Raw genomic sequence first — 22024 nt, forward strand, 5'->3', positions numbered from 1 at the left:
AATTCTCCTGTATCTGATCATTAAAAAGAATGAGTTTCTGCCGGCAAAGCCAAAAAGTTTGACCTGTATGAAGACAGCCGGTAATTCAGTATACAAAAATAGAGGGCCTGCGTCAACCATCACTGTTTAGTTATAAAAATTAAACAAACCGGCAAAGAAATTTGCAATGTTAATGTGTTAAAGTCCTAAATTGGTTTTGTAGTATTTCATTCTTAAATATTCTATGATATAATGTAAAAAAATTCATATTTGGAGGTAAATATAATGTATTCTTTTGAAGAAATAGTATCAGTCGATCCAGAAGTTGCTGAGGGGATTACAAAAGAAATTGGCAGACAGAATGACCATATCGAATTAATCGCTTCAGAAAATTTTGTCAGCAAAGCGGTAATGGCGGCAATGGGAAGCCCGTTAACCAATAAATACGCAGAAGGATACCCTGGAAAAAGATACTATGGCGGCTGCGAATATGTAGACGTTGTTGAGAATCTTGCTATTGAAAGAGCAAAGAAAATCTTCGGATGCGATTATGTTAACGTACAGCCACATTCAGGAGCGCAGGCAAATATGGCAGTCTTTTTTGCCATGGTTAAGCCAGGCGATACTGTAATGGGCATGAACCTCGCACATGGCGGACATCTTACTCATGGAAGCCCTGTAAATATGTCGGGAAGCTATTTTAATATCGTTCCTTACGGAGTAGATGACAATGGTTTTATCGATTATGATGAACTCAGAAGAATCGCCATTGAATCAAAACCGAAACTGATTGTAGCAGGTGCCAGTGCATATGCCCGTACGATCGATTTTAAAAAATTCAGGGAAGTTGCAGATGAAGTGGGCGCATATCTGATGGTTGATATGGCACATATCGCCGGACTTGTTGCAGCAGGCGTTCATCCAAGCCCAATGCCTTATGCTGACGTTGTAACAACTACGACACATAAGACTTTAAGAGGACCAAGAGGCGGTATGATTCTTGCAAATCAGGAAGCAGCAGATAAATTCAACTTCAATAAAGCTGTGTTCCCGGGAATCCAGGGCGGTCCTTTGATGCATGTGATTGCAGCGAAGGCAGTTTCCTTCAAAGAAGCATTAGATGACAGCTTCAAAACATACCAGGAAAATGTCGTGAAGAACGCACAGGCTCTTGCAGAAGGCCTTATGTCAAGAGGAATCAAGCTTGTTTCAGGCGGAACTGACAACCATCTTATGCTTGTTGACCTGACTTCAGTGGGAATCACAGGCAAAGAAGCTGAAAAAATCTTAGATGCAGCAAACATTACCTGTAACAAGAATACAATCCCTAATGATCCAGCGTCACCATTCGTAACAAGCGGCATCAGGCTTGGAACTCCTGCTGTTACCACACGTGGAATGAATGAAGCGGATATGGATGTTATTGCTGAAGCGATTTCTTTATTATTAAAGGATGTAGAAGCGAACAGAGAAACTGCTATGGCGCTTGTAAAAGGCTTAACAGACAAGTACCCTTTATACTAAGCAGAGGATAACTATTCAGGACTATGTCCTTCATAGCCCTGAATAGTTTCATCAGAAGCTCATATTAAGTAAATATAAAAGCGGAATGCCTGCGGCTCAATAAAGAGCTGAGGCATTCCGCTTTTTATACTATCGGGAAGTTCTGGCTTGCGGCTCTCTAGAAGCCCAGCTCTTCACCGACTAAAATAACCTTGATTCTGTTCGGTATTTTTGATTTCCTTGTAATTACGGCATTGCAGCAAAGGCAGTCCGGTGAGAGGCAGTCTTCGCATTTGCCCGTGACGGCGCATGGCGTCTTGCTTCCCAGCCTCTGGGCGTTTGGGGGTGCGGCGAAGTTGCGTACTCTTGCGATTCCCGCATCGACGTCGGTTGCTATTTTATTCATGCCCGCAATTACGATTACGTTGTCAGGTCCTGTTATGATGCAGGCAACGCGGTTGCCGTTGCCGTCTATGTTGATAAGCTGGCCGTCCAGGGTGATGGCATTGGCACTTGTGAGATAGTAGTCAGCCATCACGGTTTTGGCATAGATTTCCTTTTTCTCACGCGGAGTCACTGCAGTCATTCTGTCGATCAGTTCCAGGTCCGAATCCTTTAGGACATCCATGATTCCGATTTCGGCAAGAGTAGTTGATCCGCCCCAGGATACAGTAGAGCCTGCAGCGATAAGACCCATGGCTTTTTCTACAGCTGATGCCCGGTCTTCACAGTAATAGCCTTCGATTCCTCTTTTTGAAAAATTCGTAATGATTGTTTCGGCCTGTTTTTTGTGGCTTTTTTGCTTAGGTGACATATGATTCAGCTCCTATCATTTTGATTTTTAAAGGTCACAGGGTCTATTGTATAAAATCGTGCTTTTTGACAAAACAGATGCCGATAGCATCAGGGCCTGTGTTTGTGCCGATTGTAACGCCGATTGTGAATACAGGATAATCGATTTTCCGGCCAATCAGATTTTCGACGGAGACCTTGAACTTTTCAGCTTCGGCATGCGCAGTGCCAGTTGTAAGAACGAAATCGTACTCGTCATAGCGCTCATTGTTTTCCTCGAAATAGTCCTTCACCATCTGAAGGGTCTTTTCGAGAGATTTGTTTCTCCCTCTGATTGTCCCGTAGGGAATCAGTTCCTCGTCCTTGAGCTGGATAAGTGGTTTTAGATTAAGCATTGTTCCCGCGAGCGAAGAAACTTTTCCAATCCGGCCGCCTTTCTGGAGATATTCAAGAGAACCCACGGTGAACATGATGCGGGCTGTCTTTTTGATTTCCGCCAGGGTAGCTGTATTTTTTTCTAAAGAATATCCAGCTTCCTTCATATAGGCTGCCTGCAGGACGATGAGTCCCTCGCAGGAAGTTGCCTGGATTGAATTGATGACCTCTATTTTGACGTCAGGATAATCTTCTTCAAGCATAAGCTTTGCATTGACTGCAGCCTGGTAGGAACCGCTGAATCTGGAGTTCAGGCAGATGCATAATATGTCATTTCCGGCATCAATGGCTTTTTTGAAATGCTTCATATAGTCATGCACTGAAGGAAGCGAAGTTTTCGGAAAGATCTTTTCGGAAGTGAGCCTTTCATAGAACACGGGAATCGACATCTCTTCGATTTCTTTTTCATAATTCTCCTGGTCAAAGGAAATATAAAAAGGGATGAGTGTGATATCATGCTGATGCAGAATTTCAATCGGGGTATCGCATGCAGAATCGCAGAATATTTTGTAATCTTTCATTTGTAGTCTCCTTATTGCTATATTATGATGTTGGGGTCAAAAGGTATTTTGTCCCCTGATACCTGCGGATTGTTACGCACTTTGTGCTCCCACAATCCAAAAAATATTCGGAATCCGCCCTTTTCGGGCTGCTTTCTTATGTTTTGCGGGTCTCAAAGTCATGTTTTTTCATGCAAGCATGAAACACATGACCTTTTGACCCTGGTATCATATTATAGAATGAAATTTCGGGAAGATCAGAGTGACGGTACTGCGAGATGGGCTTCTCTCATAGGACGTCATTTTATGTGAAAATAAATGATACCAGGGTCATAAGGTCAAAACCCTCATGTCCCCGATATCATTTTATTATAGCATAGAAAAAAATAAACCGGTATCCCAAAACCCAAATTAAACGGGCCTGGTTTATTAAGAGTTTATTAAATTCATGCTATGCGGGCAGGGTGAACTTTAAATTTGGAAGGCACCGTTGAAGCTGTGGCCAGTAACGTCGGGAGATTTATGTTAAAAAAGAAATGCATGTATATTTGACTTGAAAAATAAAAGCAGTTAAACTTAGTACAGACCAACTGATCAGCTATCGTTTGTGCTGCTGGGTATGAAGGCTGATTACAATACAGAGATAACGGAGGACAGGAAATGGACAATAGAAAATTACCTACAAGAGAAGAAGCAGACAATCAATATAAATGGGCAATTGAGGATCTTTATGCAGATGATGCGCAATGGGAAAAGGATTTTGAACTCCTGGAGGCAGAGGTTGAAAAGCTGGGCAGGTTCAAAGGTCATGTTGGTGACAGTGCAGACAGTCTGCTCGAGACGCTTCGTGCAGACGACAGCATATCGAAGATTGCTGAGAAGGTCTATGTCTATGCAAATCAGAGGCTTCATGAAAATACGGGAAATTCCAAATACCAGGATTATTCGGGGAAGGCCCAGAATATCATGGTCAGGCTTTCGGCAGCAACATCATATGTCACTCCAGAGATACTGGACATTCCGGATGCTGTCCTGGCGGAATACCTGGAATCGGAGAATGGGATCAAGGAGTATACCCAGTTTCTTGCAAATATCGTAAGGCAGAAGAGCCATATACTCAGTCATGAAATGGAAAAGCTTCTTGCTGATATGGGTGAGGTTGCAGAGGGACCAAAGAATATATTCAGCATGTTCAACAACGCCGATCTTAAGTTCGGGGAAATAACGGACGAAGAGGGAAAAGCCGTTGAGCTTACCCACGGAAGATATGTTGGATTTCTGGAAAGCAGGAACAGGGATGTCAGGAGAGAGGCTTTTAAGGCAATGTACAAAGCATACGGGGCATTCAGGAACACCCTGGGAGCATCTTTTTCGGCAAATGTAAAGCAGCAGGTATTTTTTTCGAAGACGAGGAAATATCCGTCTTCTCTGGCCGCGGCACTTGATGGAAGCAATGTGCCGGTGGAAGTCTATGATAATCTGATTGAAACTGTACACGGTGGTCTTGATGTCATGCACAGATATGTCGCCCTCAGGAAAAAGCTCCTTGGGGTCGAAGAGCTTCATATGTATGATCTGTATGTGCCGATGGTCGAGGACGTTACGATGAAAATACCTTTTGAGGAAGCAAAAAAAATCGTGAGGGAAGGTCTCGAACCCCTTGGACAGGATTACCAGGAGCTCCTGGAATGCGGATTTAACGGCGGTTGGATAGATGTTTATGAGAACCAGGGGAAACGGAGCGGAGCCTATTCGTGGGGGGCATACGGCACGCATCCATACGTGCTGCTGAACTACCAGGACAACCTGAATAACGTATTTACACTTGCCCATGAGATGGGGCATGCCCTTCATTCTTATTACTCCGACGAGGCGCAGCCATACATATATGCAGGATACAGGATTTTTGTGGCTGAAGTCGCATCAACCTGCAATGAATCCCTTCTGATCCATCATCTGATTGAAAAGACAGAGGACAGGAAGCAGAAAGCATATCTGATCAATTATTTTCTGGAACAGTTCAGGGGAACTCTGTTCAGGCAGACGATGTTCGCTGAGTTTGAAAAGACGGCACATGCAATGGTAGAAGAGGGAAAGGTGCTGACAGCAGAAAGCCTGTGCGAAGTCTATTATGGCCTTAACAAAAAGTATTTCGGTGAAGCAATAACAGCTGATGAGGAAATTGCTCTTGAATGGGCAAGGATTCCACATTTCTATACGCCATTTTACGTCTATCAGTATGCGACCGGATTTTCAGCAGCCATTGCCCTTTCACAAAGGATTCTGAAAGAGGGCGGCATTGCGGTAGAAGATTATAGAAAATTCCTAAAAGGAGGAAGCTCTGATTATCCGATAGAACTGCTGAAAATGGCTGGTGTTGACATGACGGAAAAGACGCCGGTAGAGTCTGCACTTAAAGTTTTTGAGAAATATCTTGATAAATTAGAAGAATTGCTTAAATAGAATCGTATTTTTTTATGAGTCATATCCAAAAGTCACACATGAAAACTCCTGAAAAACACGAAAACCTGCAATGGATGAAAAATAGACAAGAAGTTTTTCGGAAACGGTTGCAAAAACAGCAAAAAAACTAAATAAATTATGCTAGAATAAAAACAATAGAACGTTGTTAAAAAGGATGAAGAGCATGACTTTGTATGAAGCAATTTATGTAAGGAAGACCACAAGAAATTTCAGCATGGAACCGGTCCGTGGTGAACTAATAAGCAGCATCCTGGAGTATGAAGAAGAACTGATTCCATACAATCCGGATATACAGACGAAAATCGAAATTATTGGAAATCAGGATGCAAAAGCCCGTCTGAAAGGCCTCCTTACAGTCAATGCCCCTTACTATCTTGTCCTGTACTCGGAAAAAAAGGAAGGCTGTTTCCTGAATGCCGGATATATGATGGAGCAGATGGCTCTCTACCTGAATTCCAGAGGGATTGGAGTGTACTGCCTGAGAAATGTTCATGCAAAAAAGGGCTATGATATCAATGAGAATCTGCACGATCTGATCATCCTTGCATTCGGACTTCCAAAGACAGAATTATATAAGACTGCTTATTCTGCAAAAAGACTTGAACTTTCGGAACTCTGCACCTTTAAAAGTGAGATTGGAAGCAGCATGAAGGCGATTCTGGAGGCAGCAAGACTTGCGCCTTCCAATATGAATCTTCAGCCCTGGCGATTTGTAGTATATGACAACAGAGTACATGTGTTTATGAAAAAGCCTCCGGTTGCAAATGCGCTCCTGCAGCATATGGCTGAGTTCGATATAGGAATGATGCTGTCGCATATCATGATTGCAGCGGAGGACATGTGGATCGATATCAGCATCAAAAAGCTTGAGAATATAAACAGCAAATCAATCCCGAATAATGCTTATGTAACCAGTATTGCGTTGAAATGAAGATAAACGGAAAAATATCGATCAAAAAGGACTTGATCCGGAACCATTAAAAAACAGATGATCGGGCTGCCCTATCAGTTGATACTGATGGGGCAGCCCGATTATTTATAGGATCTGGATACAGGCAGGATTTTGTGCTTAAAAAAAAACATGAAAAATAATACTTTTATAATTGACAGAGCCTGAAAAATATAGTATAGTATCTATTGTGTCCAGGACACATACAATTTGCACGAGTGGCTCAGTGGTGGAGTATCGCCTTGCCAAGGCGAGGGTCGCGGGTTCGAATCCCGTCTCGTGCTTACATTGAACACTTAAAATCCAGCTGTCTTCAGCTGGATTTTTTAGTGAGAAAGCACATCCTGAAACTTAGTGAAATCAAGCGTCAGCCCCGATTGAGCTTAGTTGAATGGATGACTGGATAAGGCAGGAAAGCTTGATAATACAAGCTTTCCTGTTTTTTTGCGTGCAGACAGGTTGATTACATTTGATTACATTTTCAGCCGGATAAGGCGGCTTCAAGCTTCTCTTCGGTCTGCCTGTCGGTCAGGCGGCTGAAGCAGTAGTTGCCCAGGGTAGTCCTTTCGTCCTCCTGGCCAACCTGCGCACGTACGAAATTGACGTTGAAGCCCGCATCCAGCAGAGTGGATATGTAGGTCTTGCGGATCTTGTGCATGCTCTTGGCAAGGATGTTTATGTGGTCGCAGTATTTCCGGACCCTGGCATCGACAGCCCTCGTATGAATCCGTCCCTCCGGCCCTACGAAAATGTAATCGTCCTCGCGGCAGCCGCTCTGGAGATTCGATTTCCGGATCTCCTTCAGTATCTGCTGGGCTCTCTTCGTGAGGATGATCTCGCGGTCCCCTGCAGTAGTCTTCGCATGCTCGACGACCTCGTATCCCCTCTGCTTCCATGACCCGTCCGGCTGCTGCTCCTGGCGCTTTACTTCCATCCGTTGGATGTGGAGACGGTTGCCGTCGATGTCGCACCACCTGAGGGCGACAAGCTCCCCGATCCTCACACCTGTCTGGAAAGTCAAGAGAATGGCAAGGGGCGTCGTGCAGGCTGGGTCTGAAGCGAAATCCGCTTCCGCCTCCTCTTCGATCAGGGGCTGCTCGTCGGTCAAGAATACCTGGGTGTGGTCCGGCTTCTTCCGGGATTTCTGGAGCATCCTGGACTCCACCTCCACCTTCCGGAATGGATTCTCCTTTAGGATTCCTTTCGTGACGGCATAGTCCAGTTCCTGCCTCATGATAATGGACATGTTGTAGTACTGCGTCTTTGTCATGCCGTGCTCTTTGATCTTCTGATGGGTCCATTCGTCCAGGGCGAGAAAATCCAGTCTGGTCAGAGGAACGTCGATGATGCTGTCCCCCAAATAGTACTTCCGGTAGTCATCATCGATGCGTCTGACGTAGGTGCTAGCATTCGTATGCAGCGCCTTGTAGCCGAGCCATTCCTGGTAAAGGCCTTTCAGTGTAATGCCCGCATATCTCGCCGCCTCGTCGGCTTCCCCGTAAAAATCACATATGGTTGTCTCCAGCTTTTCTCTCGAGCTTTTTGCGATGAGCCTTCTCTTTGCTTTCTGGGAGGAATCCGGGAGATAGGTATACCAGCGCCCGTTCTGCCCCTGCCAGATGTCGTACTGGTGTTTTTCTAGTATTGCTTTTTTCTTCTCTTTCTTCATGGCGTTTCGCACATCATCTAAGTTGATGATATTCTTTTTTTCCATGAATTGCAATAGCGCTAAAAGTTCATTTGCGTCTTTGATAAATATCACCTCTGTGTATAGGATGACAGACGGGGTTGGTTTTCACGAAAATCGTAACTATCCAGGACTGCGTCCTTCCTAGTCACAAAGATGCACACAGATTGCAGAAGCAGCAATCTGGCACATGCAGTACTCGGGTTTTCACGCAAAATCAGCATAAGAACACCTCGCGGCACTGGATGCCGGAACGGTTACCGAAAACCAGATATGGGGCGTACCGGAATGGAAGTTGAGGGGGTACCGCATCCTGCATACTGGAGATATAGAAATAGATGACGACTTGGAGATGCAGAAAGGAACCTGATGTCCGTATACGAAACCATGGGGGAAATCAGGTTACAGAAAACCGCACCGTTCATCCGGAAATCAAAGGGATGAGTCGTGCAGTCCGTGTATGGTCTTTGCAGTCCGTCCGGCTCCCCCTGCCCAAACGGGAAAGAGGAAAGCGGCGGCACAGTACATCAATCATTCGGACAGGCAGAGATGCCTGAAAAGATGCAGACACGGACAGCGGAATACAGGTTACCTTACCTTTTCGGAGAAAGATGGTAAGGTAAACGGATATGACGCGGACAAAGGCAGAAATGCCGACAGGATGGGGCACTGGATACGCTCTTTAGGGCCCGGGAAGGGCTTACTTAACGCAGGAAAGGGAAGAAAGAAAAGGGAAAAAAGGGGGATTGCTATGTCAAAAAATAAATCCATGGCTTATCAGGTGAAAGGTGCGTTGTCGAAGCAGCTGAGGATCGGGGAATCGAGGCATCGGGCAAAGCAGGAAGAGGGGCGCAATACGGCGGGAATCTTCTCGTGGAGCACCTACAACAATTATGTGAAGCACTGCACTGCATTTGCGGAATGGGCGAGAAAGGAGTACGGATGCCGGACCATCGAGCAGGCGAGGCAGTATGTGCCGGAATATCTGGGAATCAGGATGGAGAAGGGGCTGTCGGCATGGACGGTGAAGCTTGACGCCTCCTCCATCGCCAAGTTGTACCGGTGCAGGACCACTGAGTTCGGGATCATTACGCCGGAAAGGAAGAGAGCTGACATCAGGCGGTCGAGGGGAGCGGCAGACAGACACTTTTCGGAGGGCAACAACAGGGATGTGGTACTGTTCGGTCGCGGGACTGGCGTCAGGAGGCATGAGATGGCAGCCTTGAGGAAAAGGGATGTATACTGGGAGAAAGGAACCTTGTATATCCATGTGGAGCAGGGTAAGGGAGGAAAACGGCGCAACGCCCCAGTACGCCGGGAGTACACAGAGCATGTGTGGAGAATGGCCGAGGGAGCAGATAAGCCAGATGACTATATCTTTTCGAAGAATGAGATGCCGAACAGGCTTCCGGAGCATAGGTACCGGGCGGAATACGCCAAAGAGATGTACGTTCAGGTGGCACGGCCGGTGGAGAAGCTTGCGAAGGGGGAGAGGTATGTCTGCAGGAAGGACAAGAAGGGAACAGTTTATGACAGGGATGCCATGCTGATGGTAAGCCGGTATCTAGGGCATAACAGGATTGATGTGATTGCGTATTCATATCTGCATTAGCGCAGAGGGACTGTCTTTTGGGGAGGACCGAAACGAGAGATATGTGTCGTGCTCTGTTAAAAAAATGCCGGAATATATAATGATTTATGGGGATGGTGTGGAATGCGGCAACAAGAAGGGTGAAGCAAGTCCAATGCAAGAAAGAAGGAAAAGAAAAGATGCAACGGGCAATCACAGTATTTCCGGCCTCGTTATGAGAGGTCGAGAATCCGGGAATAAAATCAAACAAGCCTCGCCCACACTGTGGCGAGGCTTGTTCGATGCTGTGCACCTGGCAGGCTCATTCTAATAAGTGCAATTCTATAGTCAATCCTTGTAGAGGTTGAATCTTATAATCCAAAACTCATTATGATATTGTTGAATTCAGGTGAATTAGAAAAATTTATTACTAACTGTTCCCTTCCCGTACCGGTATTCAGCAAGTTTAAATAGTAGTCGAGACCGCCCTGATCATATTCTCTTCCAAAGAATACCTGGTATAGTGCCCCAATATAAGCTGCATCAGAAAGGTTTCTGTTTTTAAATTCTGGTGAAAAAATAAAATTCTGCGCTGCCTGGACCGGAGTAATTCTTTTCGCGATAATTTCGGCGGCATAATAATTTAATCCAGACACATCAGGTTCTCTATTCAACGCCTTTGTATATAAACGGTAAACAAACATGGTCAGATTTGGATTCTGGTCCATGGGTTCAGTCAGAGCAATACTACCGCGAGTGATATTATAAGAGCTGCAGATGTTTGTGTATTCTATAGATTCAACAAATCCTTTAAAAACGAAAAGTCTGGAAACACCGTTATTTAACATGTTTTGCCAATATGATTTTCCACCTGTATCTGAGGCACGGTTCATAAATGTCTGATATAAAACTTCGATATAGTCGGAATTATTCAGGTTACGGTTAGTGAATTCAGGACTGAACACGAAATTCTTGCCTATATCAGCACCCGTAAGCCTATTATTAGCTAAATCATTAACGTAGTAATTGATTTCCTCATAAGAAGCCGTTCGATTAAGTATTTTTTGATAAAGTCTTGTTACAAAATCAGTGATTTTATCAAGATCCCCGTTTAAGGCTTCGGTTGTTTTACCACACCATGGATTTGAGAAACCGGTATTGCGTGATAAATAGTTTATTTTTAAACTGGTGGTTGTACCTTTGAATATATCTTTTCCTACTTTCGGAGCATTTCCCAAAAATCGTAGAGAGGTTAAACCGATGCAATTTGTAAACGCATAGTCTCCAATGTTAGTGACCTTTCCGGGGATAATTGTACCTGTAATATTTCTGCAATTTGTAAATGCATTAGTGCCGATGTTTTCTGTTTCAGAAGGAAGTACAATGCCAGACAAGGAACTGCAGCCATAAAACGTATAGGGTTCAATGCTCTTTAAAGATGCAGGCAAGTTGATTTCTGTGAGACCTTTGCAGCCAAAGAATGCGGCATCTTCGATGCTGGTTACACTGGCAGGTATGGAAATATTTGTTAGTGTTTCGCAATATTCAAATGCACTTAAACCTATGTCTGTTACACTTGTTGGAATATTAACGCCTGTGAGAACATTATTTCCACAAAAGGCACCGTCGCCAATTGATATAACTGTATTTGGAATGCTGCATACTCCACTCCTTCCGGATGGATAACTAACGAGTTTAGTACAATTTTTGTTGTATAAAATGCCAGTGGATGATGCAAAAGAAGTATTTTCAGGGACTACATCAATCGACGTTAATTTCAAACAATTTCCAAAAGCTGCAGCTCCTATATTTTTAACACCAGATGGAATTATAATGCTTGATAATGAATTACAAGACCAAAAGGCATTTTCGCCAATTGCTGTTAAACTATTAGGAAGTGTGATTTGCGATAAGGAATAACAATCAGAAAAAGCACTTTTATCCATTAAAGTTAACGATGCAGGCAGAGTAACATTGTTTAACTTAACACACATATCAAATGAATTATTTTCAAGCGATACTAAACCGGAAGGCAACGATATTGAATTAAGATTGTCGCAATGAAAGAAGACGGCTTGATTTAAAACTGTAATTCCATCAGGCAAATCAATAGTTGTTAGTGCGTCACAATTTGAAAAAGCCCATTCTCCAATAGACGTTATACTTTCTGGCAATGTTATGGAGGCAAGACTGGAACAATTCTCAAATGCATTATTTCCTATACTTGTTATACCGTTGGGTATCGTAATACTTGTGATTTCGGGATGATCTTTAAAGACACCATTTCCGATGCTTGTTATGCCTAGATCGTCTGGTATTACAATAGTTGTTTCAGATCCGGAATAGCTTGTTAAGACACCATTGATTACATTGAAATCGGATGTGGCGGCATTACTCCGGGTACCGGTCATAGGCATTGCCAATAAAATTAGCATGACAGACATAAAAGTTGATATGAGTTTTTTGAACATTTTAATTCCTCCTGGTCTGGGTGATGAAATATCCTGAAATATCAGGGTATTTCACTTGTAATATGTTTATTGTGATGAAAAACAGTGTTGCTAATTTAATTTGCTGTCAATATTATTGCATTTCTAATTGAATAGTAAAAATTTGTATCAGTATTTTTGCGGAATGATAAATCTTTAGATAACGTAAATTTCATGGTTGCTACTTCTATATTATCTTTTTTTAGGGTGACAAATGTGTTATAGACATCATAACCAATTTCTTCTTCTATTGACGTGATTTCAGCGGAATAATTCTCCGGCTCAAAATACTTTGCCTGAAAAGTATTGTTATTTGAATTGTAATTTAACAAATCTGTATACTCTGAGGGAATATCAATGTCAAGAATATCCGGTCTGCCATGAAATGCATATGAGCATATGTCATTTATTTCATTCTTAGACAAAATTATTGACAAGTCCTCTTTTGTGTATTTGCTTGGAGAAGTGGCATAACAATTATTAATAATTCGATTCAACAAATTGTAGTAAATTTCATTTGTATACGGTTCATATGGATAATTTTTTTCAAACATATAACCACCAATAGCTGAAAAAATATAATTTATCTCTTCAATTTCAGGAAGAGATACCTGTTTGGTTTCAATTTTAATTTCTTTTGGGGTGTCAATCTCAGTCGAAACGATTTCGGAATTAGAATCTGAAGAAGATGAGCGTTTTGTATTTTCTGTGGTTTCAAAGGATTCATCTTCAGGTTCATTGTTAGAATTCTGAGATTCACTTATAGTCTGGGGGGAGCTTGAAACATGCGTGGGATTAAGTTTTTTGAAAAATCCAAAATCGGAGTTAGTAATATTTAAAACAAATAATGACCCTAATAATATTGTGCTTATTATAACTGTAATTTTCTTTTTCATAGATATCTCGACTTCCTAATAATTTTTATGCTACTGACGACAAGCAGTGCTGTTTTTTGGAAAAAACGATTTTGTAGGTAAAAGCATATCATATAAAAACGAAGATGAATAGTAAAAAATTATATAAATAAATAATAAATATACAGTAAAAAAAAGAAAATAAGTAAAAAAAAAAAAAATAGTAAAAAAACATCACTTTGTTGACAGTTTAACTAATTGGTATTAATATGTAAAACGACAGAAAAATGTATTGCTAAAAAATATTGGTAAGGGGACGAATAAAAATGATTCAACAAGTGTTAAAGAGAAAGAGTTTTTCTGATTTACGAAAAAAACAAATTGGAGTTACGGTAATGCTATTTGTTTTTTTTGCTTCAATAATTTTAAGTATAATTAGTGGATTTCAAACCAAAGCAGCAGCGGGTGGTGATCCTATGGTGCGTGAAGCACAACATTGGCTAAATACTACATATACAGGAAGAAGTGGTTATGTTCAAATCGCTGAAGACGGACATACAGGTCAAACTACTGTACAAGCACTGATTAGAGCACTGCAGATTGAATGTGGAGCAACACCAGACGGTGGATTTGCTGATAACACTTTAAGTAGATGTCCGACCATTTCAGTAGAAAGTACAAATGAAAATATAATAAAAATAATACAGTACGGTCTTTGGTGCAAAGGCTATAATGCGGGTATTGTTAATGGTATTTATAATGAAAATACAGTAAAGGCAGTAAAAGCGGTGGAAACAGATGCTGGATTTGAGGCAAAAGGAATAGTTACTCCGGTTTTATTTAAGGCAATACTCAACACGGATGCACTTGTCCTTATAAATGGTGGGGATCCAAACATCCGATCCATACAGCAGAATCTGAATAGGGAATTTTTTGAAAAATTTGGAATAATGCCATGTGATGGCATATATTCAAGACAGACTAATAAGGCATTGATATATAAACTGCAGAAAGAAGAAGGAATTCCTGTATCAGAGAGGGACGGTATTTGGGGACCTAATACAATCTCAAACTGTCCAACAGTAATAAACGATGATACTGGAATTGAATTTGTAAAAATATTGGAATACGCATTATATTGTAATGGATATGATCCGGGAGATCTAAGTGGAAAGGATATGTCATTAGTTACCCAGGCAGTTTCTGGTTTTCAAAGTTTTATGTGTCTTGATGTGACTGGAAGCGCTGATAAGAGAACTTTACAAGGTCTGCTTAAAAGCAATGGTGATACAACAAGACCTGGTACGGCATGTGACGCATCTACAATATTAAATCAGGGAAAAATAAATGTTCTTAAAAGTAATGGCTATAGATATATTGGAAGATATTTAACGGGGACTGTTGATGGAAGTCGTAGCAAAGCTATGACAAAAGAGGAAGCAAATCTCATCATTGATAATGGGTTGAAAATATTCCCGATATATCAGGAAGGCGGAAGGGATGTTGTTAAGTTTACAGAATCAAATGGCAATAATGACGCACTGAAAGCAGTGGGGGCAGCACAGGCACTGGGTATCCCATATGGTAGCACAATATATTTTGCTGTAGATTTTGACTGTTATGATTACCAGGTAACAAATAATATAATTCCATATTTCAAATCGATCAATAATAGAATTCAGTCCCTTGGAGGAATTTATAAAGTCGGCATTTATGGGCCTCGTAATGCATGTACAAGAGTCGGTGAATTACATTATGCAGTAACAAGCTTTGTCAGTGATATGTCAACGGGGTACAGTGGTAACCTGGGTTACCGTATGCCTCCAAACTGGGCATTCGATCAGATTGTGGGAGATAAACTTGGTGTCGGCAGTGCAGATGAAATTGATATTGACAAGGATATTGCATCCGGAAGAGATAAAGGTGTTGGCAAACTCGACAGTAATGTTGCAAAATTATATTATGAGTCAAATACGAAATTGTCTGGATATTACTGGGCAGATCCAATTGATGTGTCTACAGGTGCACATGTTATAAGTTATGAAGCAATAAAAGTATCTGGTGAACAGGAACTTGCCATAACAATGAACTATAGTTCAGATGCACTTGGTAAGGGCAGCATGGGTATAGGCTGGTATCATGACTTTGAAAAACATGCTGAAAAAAGTGATGAAGGATATAAGGTATACCAGAATCCTTCAAGTTATTTAATCTATACACTTAAAGAAGGTAGTTTGAACGAATATCAGTGCAATTCCATGGGAAGGCAAAATGACGTTCTTACTGTAAATAGTGATGGAACACTTACCATTAACTGTAATGACGAAACAACATACATATTCGACAGCACAGGAAAGCTTGTCAGAGAAACTGGCAGAAACGGGCTAGAGTATGTAATTTCTTATGAAACATCTGAAGTAAGGGTAACCGAAGCGATTTCTGGGAAATATGTCATACTTGCAAAAAACACGGATGGACTTGTAACAAGTATAAGCGATCAAGCTGGTCATACTTGTCAGTTTGAATATATGAATGGAAGTCTGGTTAAAATTACAGACGTCAATGGAAAAACTACTACGTATACATATGATGCAGCAGGGCGTGTGCTTACAGGTACAGATTCTGACGGAATATGTTATTTCAGAAATGAATACGGCGACTTTGGAAGGGTGCATGCGCAGTATGACGGTATTGAAGGAAGCAATCCTACAATATTTGCATATGACGATACCGCAGGTGATGGAAGTACAGTAGTAACTATTACGGACAGAAATCAAAAACAAAGGAAACATTTCTTTAATGTTAAACGCCAGCTTACAAAGATTATCGATGAAAATGGAAACGAAAATACATTTTCATATGATGAAAATGGGAATATAGCCTCAAAAACAGATGCATTGGAAAATGTAGAAAACACAGTGTATGATTCCCATAACAGAGTCTTGTCAAGAACAGACAAAATGAATAATGTTACAGGATATACTTATGATTCTAAAGGAAACCTTTTAAAGATACAGAATCCTGATGGTACTGCACAAGAATTCACATACATGGGAAATAAAATGGTATCTTCAAAGGATACAAATGGCCGCATCACTACATATGAATATCAGGTAAATGGATTATTATCCAAAAAAACAGTAGGCAATGCTGTTTACTCTTATACATATGAGAGTGGTAAGATTAAGACTATCACAGCACCTGATGGGGGAGTAACCACTTATTTCTATGATACAGTAGGAAACCTCGTTAAAACTGAAGATGCTGAGGGAAGAATAAACACCCAGACTGTGGATTCAAGTGGGCATGTATTATCTACAACCAATCCGGCAGGTGGTGTTAGTACAAACACCTATAACTGCCGTGGTGAAGCAGCCACCCATACAGATGCAAATGGAAATGTGACAACACTTGCATACAATGGAAATGGGAAAATCATATCTAAAACAGATTCAAAGGGAATAATCATCAGATATGAGTATGATGGTGAAGACAGGCTTGTTAAGACAATCGACAAAAGGGGAAAAGTTACAGGCATCGAATATGATCCGGCTGGGCGTGTGATAAAAGAAACAGACACTGAAAACGGAAGCATCATTTTTGAATATGATGCGGCTGGAAACCTTAAAAAGAAAACATCTCCATCAGGCAATTGGATAGAACGTACATATGATGCAAATGGAAATTTACTCACTGAAAAGGATTCTGCCGGAACTACTGTTAAATATGCATATGATGCAATGAACAGGCTGACAAAGCAGACCAACCCTCAGGGGGGAGAAACAGTATATGAGCATGATGCATCAGGAAATATTGTCAAAATAACAGATCCCCTTGGCAATATAACAAGTCGTACATACGATCTGAATGGAAACATGCTGACAGAAACAGATCCAAAAGGAAATACGACCACATATCAGTATGATGCAGGTCAAAATCTCATAAAAGCAACAGATGCCCTTGGAGGTCAGATTTCATATACATACGATAAATGTGGAAACCGGCTGACAGTAACCAATGCAAATGGAAGTATAACAAGGTTTGAATATGATGGCTGTGGAAGGTGTACAGCAGTCATAGATTCACAGGGAAACAGAACCAGGACAGAATATGACGCAAACGGAAATGTTGTAAAGACAATAAATGCACTTGGAAACATAGTGGCAAAAACAACATACAATTCATTAAATCAGGCAGTCAGGACAGAGGATTCCCTGGGCAATGGAATGGATCTGTCATATGACCAGTCAGGAAATGTACTGTCAAAAACGGATGCGCTTGGCAATAAAACAAGTTATGGATATGATGGTCTGAACAGAATGACCACCGCTGTCAACCCGCTTAATGCTGCAAGTTCAGTCGGATATGACCAGGATGGAAACATGTCAAGTATGACCGGACCACTTGGAGGGGCAACTGCCTATGAATATGACAGCGCAGGAAGGCTTTCAGCAGAAAAGAGTGGCTCTAACGTACAGAAAACATATGGATATAATGAATCCGGACTTCTTTCTGTTTCAACAAATGCAAGAGGACAGCAGACAGGCTATGCCTATGACAAGGCTGGTCGTGTAATAAGCATAACTGATGCAGAAGGCACCACAACATTTAAATATGATGCAAATGGCAACGGGACTGAAAAAACAGATTCCACAGGAACTGTCAGAAAGACCTATGATAAACTTAACAGGGTATCAGAAAAAACTGATGTAAATAACAAGACAATCAGATACACCTATGATGCGGCAGGCAACCTGACAGTCCTTACATATCCGGATCAGACTTCTGTAACATACAGCTATGACTCGGAAAACAGGATGACCAGTGCCACGGACTGGAATGGAAATAAGACTACCTACGAATATGATGCCATCGGAAATATCAGGAAAACCATAAGACCTGATGGAAGCATACTGACAAAGGAATACGATGCTATGGGGCGTCTTACCACAGCAGTCGATAAGGGCGCATCGCAGGAACTGATAAACAGCTATGAATACAGATATGATGCAGCAGGAAGGCTGACCGAGGAAATATCAAAGACTGACAATGTAAAATATCAGATGACTTATGACAGTCTTTCAAGAGTGACATCCAGAAAGATCATGCCTTATGACAAGGTGGCAGACGCAAAAAAGGAATCCGGTACAAGGATGTTCTTCAGGACCTATGACCTGCTTGGGAAAACCGTTTCCTTTGTGGAAGACAGCAGCATACCGCTTTATGAAGAGAACTTTACATATGACGCGGCATGTAATATCATAATGTCAGAGGACGATGGAACAGGCACTTCCATGGCATATGACAACACGAACAACCGGCTGACTGCGGCAAATACATCAGCAAATGCATCGGCATATACCTACGATCCTGACGGAAACATGACCAGCGGGCAGTTCGGCGGAAATACGATGAACCTGCAGTATGACTCCAGGAACAGACTGAAATCAGCAGGCAATTGCACCTATACCTATGATGCGGACAATGTGAGGGTGTCAGGTATAAAGGACGGATACAGGACAACATATGCATATGATACAGCATCAGGCAGGAGCCAGCTGCTGATGAGCACAGGCCAGGACGGCAGTGTCACGAAATACGTTTATGGTGCCGGTGCCCTGATCAGCCAGGAATCTTCTTCAGGATACCGTGTCTTCCACTATGACCTGAGGGGAAGCACGGCAGCACTTACTGACAAGTCAGGAACCGTAACAAACAGATACCAGTACAGCACTTATGGAAAAGTTGCCAGAGTCCTTGGGGATGATGTCACGCCATTCCTGTATAATGGACGTGACGGTGTCATGACAGAAGGCAACGGCCTCTATTACATGAGGGCCCGTTACTACAGCCCTGATCTTATGAGGTTCACAAATGCCGATATCCTCCAGGGAAGCATAGAGAACTCCGATACCATGAACCGCTATGCCTTCGTGCAGGGCAATCCTGTATCCATGATAGATCCATTTGGCCTCTGCGCAGAACCAGGCTCATCATCCAGTAGTTCGGGCTTCTCCTGGGCAAGTGTACAGAAGGGCTTCGAGAACGCCTGGGGAGGAGTAAAGGACTACTTTGGAAGCTGGAGCGCCGTAGACTGGGGCCACACGGCCCTGGATGCGGCAGGAATGATACCGGTATTTGGAATTGTATTTGACGGTGCAAACGGAATCTGGTACCTGGCAGCAGGCGATACCTTAAATGCCGGCCTGTCGGGAGCAGCCTGCATCCCTGTGGTAGGTGAATTTGCCACCGGAGGAAAATTAACCGTAAGGGCCACATCGAAAGCCATAAGCATGACAGCCCGGCATGCAGATGAAGCAGCAGAGGTTGCGGAGTTTGTGATAAAGAATAGTGATGAGGTTGTTGAGGGTGGAAGCAGTGTTTATGATTTATTAAAAGCACGAGGTATTCCAACCAGCTTAAGCGATGAAGAGATTGAAGCGGCTAATGCATTGGATTTGAGGATGCAAAAGGGTGGGAATACATCTAGTGGAATAGGTAATCCCGTGGAAGTAGCGGGATTAGGCAGTACGGGTAGAACTTTACCAAATACATTAAATGAGCAAATGGCAATGCAACAAGTATTATCTAGTCCACTGGATGGTGCAACAAAACTACCATTCTCAATGAAGGATTCTCGATGGACAGCTTCAGAGGGATGGTTAAAAATGCAGTCTGCTGTTCAAAATGCTGATGATACAAAGACGATTATACATTTTTTGTATAATGAATTGACGCATGAATTTGACGATTTTAAATTTAAGCAATGAGGTATTTAAAATGGATAATATTGTATTTGAGAAATTATGGCAGGATGAGGAATTGTTAGAATTCAAGGTTGTTGCACATAATGAATTTATTGAAGTGCTTCAAAGTTGCTATATTGCAACAGATGATTTGAAAAGAAATGCTGGTAAAATAATTGAATACAAGAATAATTATGAATTAGAGTGTTATTTAGAGTTCGGAAAAAAGGAGGGGAATTATACACCTGCTTTTTCAATGCTTATTTTACCAGCGGATAGTCATGGACATATAAAAATCGAGTTGGATATTGAAATTGCCGATAATGAAAAAAGATGTCATAGATGTTCTTTTTATATTAAAACAGAAATTGGAATGTTAGATAAATTTGGAAATAGACTTACGGCATTTGAAAAGTTGGATATAGGGGGAAGAATATCATTGATTGAAATTGAATAAATTAGTAATTTTTTCAATAAGGAGCTAAAAATGTAAGCGATAATCAAAATAATCATGCATAAAAAATTCCTAGATTAATAGGATAATTACTATTGGTGTAGGGATTTTTAAATTTCGTTAATTCGAGTTGTTTTCCTGTTTTTGTTCGGGCAATTAAGCGTATTGTTATGAATAGTGCTACAATTTCAGATGGGTATTGATACAACTTCTGTAAGATACAGCTGTAACTCGGAAAACAGGATGATCAGTGCCACGGACTGGAATGGAAATAAGACTTCCTACGAATATGATGCCATCGGAAATACCAGGAAAACAATAAGACCTGATGGAAGCATACTGACAAAGGAATATGATGCTTTGGGGCGTCTTACTTCGGCAGTGGATAAGAGTACATCGCAGGAACTTATAAACAGCTATGAATACAGATTAAACGGTAATGAAATCAGACAGCAGAAAATCGAGTTTAATTGAAAAAGTAAATCCCAATGTAAATTTACTGATTACACTCTTGATTACACTTTGAAAGGATGATGTGCGAACCTCCTTCCTATGCGGTTTTGTTATCATTGTTCTGGGTTCGAATCCCATCTCGTGCTTACATTGAACACTTAAAATCCAGCTGTTTTCAGCTGGATTTTTTTTCATGCACACTAGGGTATAACAGGACTGATGTGATCGGATATTCGTATTTACAGTAATTAGGAAGTACGGTATGATTTATAAAACAGATGTTTAGTTTTAATCAAATGTCAATCATTTCGGACGAAATAAAAAAATCTGCAAAAAAATGCAACCTTCAGCTTTGGTTTCCTACAATATAAGTGAAGGATTAATAAAACTGTAAGGAGGAGATGACAATGGACGATGAAAAAATAGTTGGACTATATTGGGAACGGACTGAATTAGCCATATCAGAAACATCAAAAAAATATAGCCGATATTTGAGAACGATTGCATTTAATATACTATCTAATCATTTAGATGCTGAAGAATGTGAAAATGACACTTACATTGCAGCATGGAATGCCATGCCATCGGCACGACCTAATAAATTATTGGCATTTTTAGGACGAATTACTCGCAATATCGCTCTTGACAGATATGATTATAATACGGCAAAAAAAAGGAATAACGAATTTGACCTATTGCTTTCTGAATTGGAGGATTTTATTTCATCCCCATCTGATGTAGAGACGCAATTTGAAAATGGTGAATTATCGAAAGCTATCAGTAATTTTTTGCGTACAATTGATTCAAAGTACAGATTAGTGTTTATTCGTCGATATTGGTATTCTGATTCAATTAAAAGCATTTCATCACACCTTAGCATGAGTGAAAGTAAGGTGAAATCCATACTTTTTAGAACAAGAAAGAACTTAAAAACTTATCTTGAGAAAGAAGGTATCATAATATGAATATAAGGCAATTTTATAAAGAGATAGGAGCTATTGATGACGATTTAATTATGGAGTCAGCTGTGTTAATGCTAACTTCCCAAAACCGTCATACTCATAGCACTCCAAAAAGTGTCTAAAACACGCATAAATACTGGATTTTACCACGATTTCCACTTGCCAAA

General features: G+C 41.3%; 13 protein-coding genes and 1 tRNA gene. 9 read left to right on the plus strand and 5 right to left on the minus strand.

Going from position 1 to position 22024, the window contains the following annotated elements; all coding sequences use genetic code 11:
* Positions 1 to 264: 264 nt before the first annotated feature.
* On the plus strand, positions 265 to 1503 hold the full coding sequence (gene glyA, locus BJR36_RS08840) for a serine hydroxymethyltransferase (protein ID WP_091232927.1): 1239 nt from the start codon (positions 265 to 267) through the stop codon (positions 1501 to 1503).
* A gap of 157 nt (positions 1504 to 1660) precedes the next feature.
* Here the strand turns inward: glyA and BJR36_RS08845 are convergent, their stop codons facing one another.
* A complete protein-coding gene (locus BJR36_RS08845) occupies positions 1661 to 2296 on the minus strand; it encodes a lactate utilization protein (protein WP_091232930.1) in 636 nt (211 codons plus the stop codon).
* 43 nt (positions 2297 to 2339) lie between these two features.
* Entirely contained in the window at positions 2340 to 3230 is an 891-nt protein-coding gene (locus tag BJR36_RS08850) for a DegV family protein (protein ID WP_091232933.1), read from the minus strand.
* Positions 3231 to 3869: 639 nt separating this feature from the next.
* Here BJR36_RS08850 and pepF point away from each other — a divergent pair.
* The 3 genes from pepF to BJR36_RS08865 all read left to right on the plus strand — a co-directional run bounded on the left by pepF (position 3870) and on the right by BJR36_RS08865 (position 6926).
* Entirely contained in the window at positions 3870 to 5672 is a 1803-nt protein-coding gene (gene pepF / locus BJR36_RS08855; protein ID WP_091232936.1) for an oligoendopeptidase F, read from the plus strand.
* A gap of 184 nt (positions 5673 to 5856) precedes the next feature.
* Positions 5857 to 6624 carry a nitroreductase family protein gene (locus BJR36_RS08860; protein ID WP_169823640.1) on the plus strand — a complete coding sequence of 256 codons (768 nt, stop codon included), beginning with the start codon at positions 5857 to 5859 and terminating at the stop codon, positions 6622 to 6624.
* A gap of 230 nt (positions 6625 to 6854) precedes the next feature.
* Positions 6855 to 6926 (plus strand) — tRNA-Gly (locus tag BJR36_RS08865).
* A gap of 197 nt (positions 6927 to 7123) precedes the next feature.
* On the opposite strand, the gene BJR36_RS08870 is transcribed toward BJR36_RS08865, so the two are convergent.
* Complete coding sequence (locus tag BJR36_RS08870) at positions 7124 to 8356, minus strand: tyrosine-type recombinase/integrase (protein WP_091232943.1); 1233 nt, start codon at positions 8354 to 8356, stop codon at positions 7124 to 7126.
* Positions 8357 to 8789: 433 nt separating this feature from the next.
* Here BJR36_RS08870 and BJR36_RS08875 point away from each other — a divergent pair, with 433 nt between their 5' ends.
* A complete protein-coding gene (locus BJR36_RS08875) occupies positions 8790 to 9941 on the plus strand; it encodes a tyrosine-type recombinase/integrase (RefSeq protein WP_091232947.1) in 1152 nt (383 codons plus the stop codon).
* 329 nt (positions 9942 to 10270) lie between these two features.
* Here BJR36_RS08875 and BJR36_RS08885 read toward each other — a convergent pair whose 3' ends face one another.
* Positions 10271 to 12370, minus strand: coding sequence for a leucine-rich repeat protein (locus tag BJR36_RS08885; RefSeq protein ID WP_091232951.1), 2100 nt, complete (start codon positions 12368 to 12370; stop codon positions 10271 to 10273).
* Between the two features lie 95 nt (positions 12371 to 12465).
* Positions 12466 to 13284, minus strand: a complete 819-nt coding sequence (locus BJR36_RS08890; RefSeq protein WP_091232954.1) for a hypothetical protein — start codon at positions 13282 to 13284, stop codon at positions 12466 to 12468.
* Between the two features lie 434 nt (positions 13285 to 13718).
* Here BJR36_RS08890 and BJR36_RS08895 point away from each other — a divergent pair, with 434 nt between their 5' ends.
* From BJR36_RS08895 to BJR36_RS08910, 4 genes are all read left to right on the plus strand, one after another.
* Positions 13719 to 20012: a glycoside hydrolase domain-containing protein gene (locus tag BJR36_RS08895; RefSeq protein ID WP_169823641.1), complete on the plus strand. Its 6294-nt coding sequence runs from the start codon at positions 13719 to 13721 to the stop codon at positions 20010 to 20012.
* Between the two features lie 10 nt (positions 20013 to 20022).
* On the plus strand, positions 20023 to 20445 hold the full coding sequence (locus BJR36_RS08900; RefSeq protein ID WP_207648842.1) for a hypothetical protein: 423 nt from the start codon (positions 20023 to 20025) through the stop codon (positions 20443 to 20445).
* A gap of 189 nt (positions 20446 to 20634) precedes the next feature.
* Positions 20635 to 20916, plus strand: coding sequence for an RHS repeat protein (locus BJR36_RS08905; protein ID WP_091232960.1), 282 nt, complete (start codon positions 20635 to 20637; stop codon positions 20914 to 20916).
* Between the two features lie 386 nt (positions 20917 to 21302).
* On the plus strand, positions 21303 to 21860 hold the full coding sequence (locus tag BJR36_RS08910) for an RNA polymerase sigma factor (RefSeq protein ID WP_091232963.1): 558 nt from the start codon (positions 21303 to 21305) through the stop codon (positions 21858 to 21860).
* The last annotated feature ends 164 nt before the right edge of the window (positions 21861 to 22024 follow it).

Source organism: Anaerobium acetethylicum (assembly GCF_900096945.1).
In the GTDB taxonomy this organism is placed as follows: Bacteria; Bacillota; Clostridia; order Lachnospirales; family Lachnospiraceae; genus Anaerobium; species Anaerobium acetethylicum.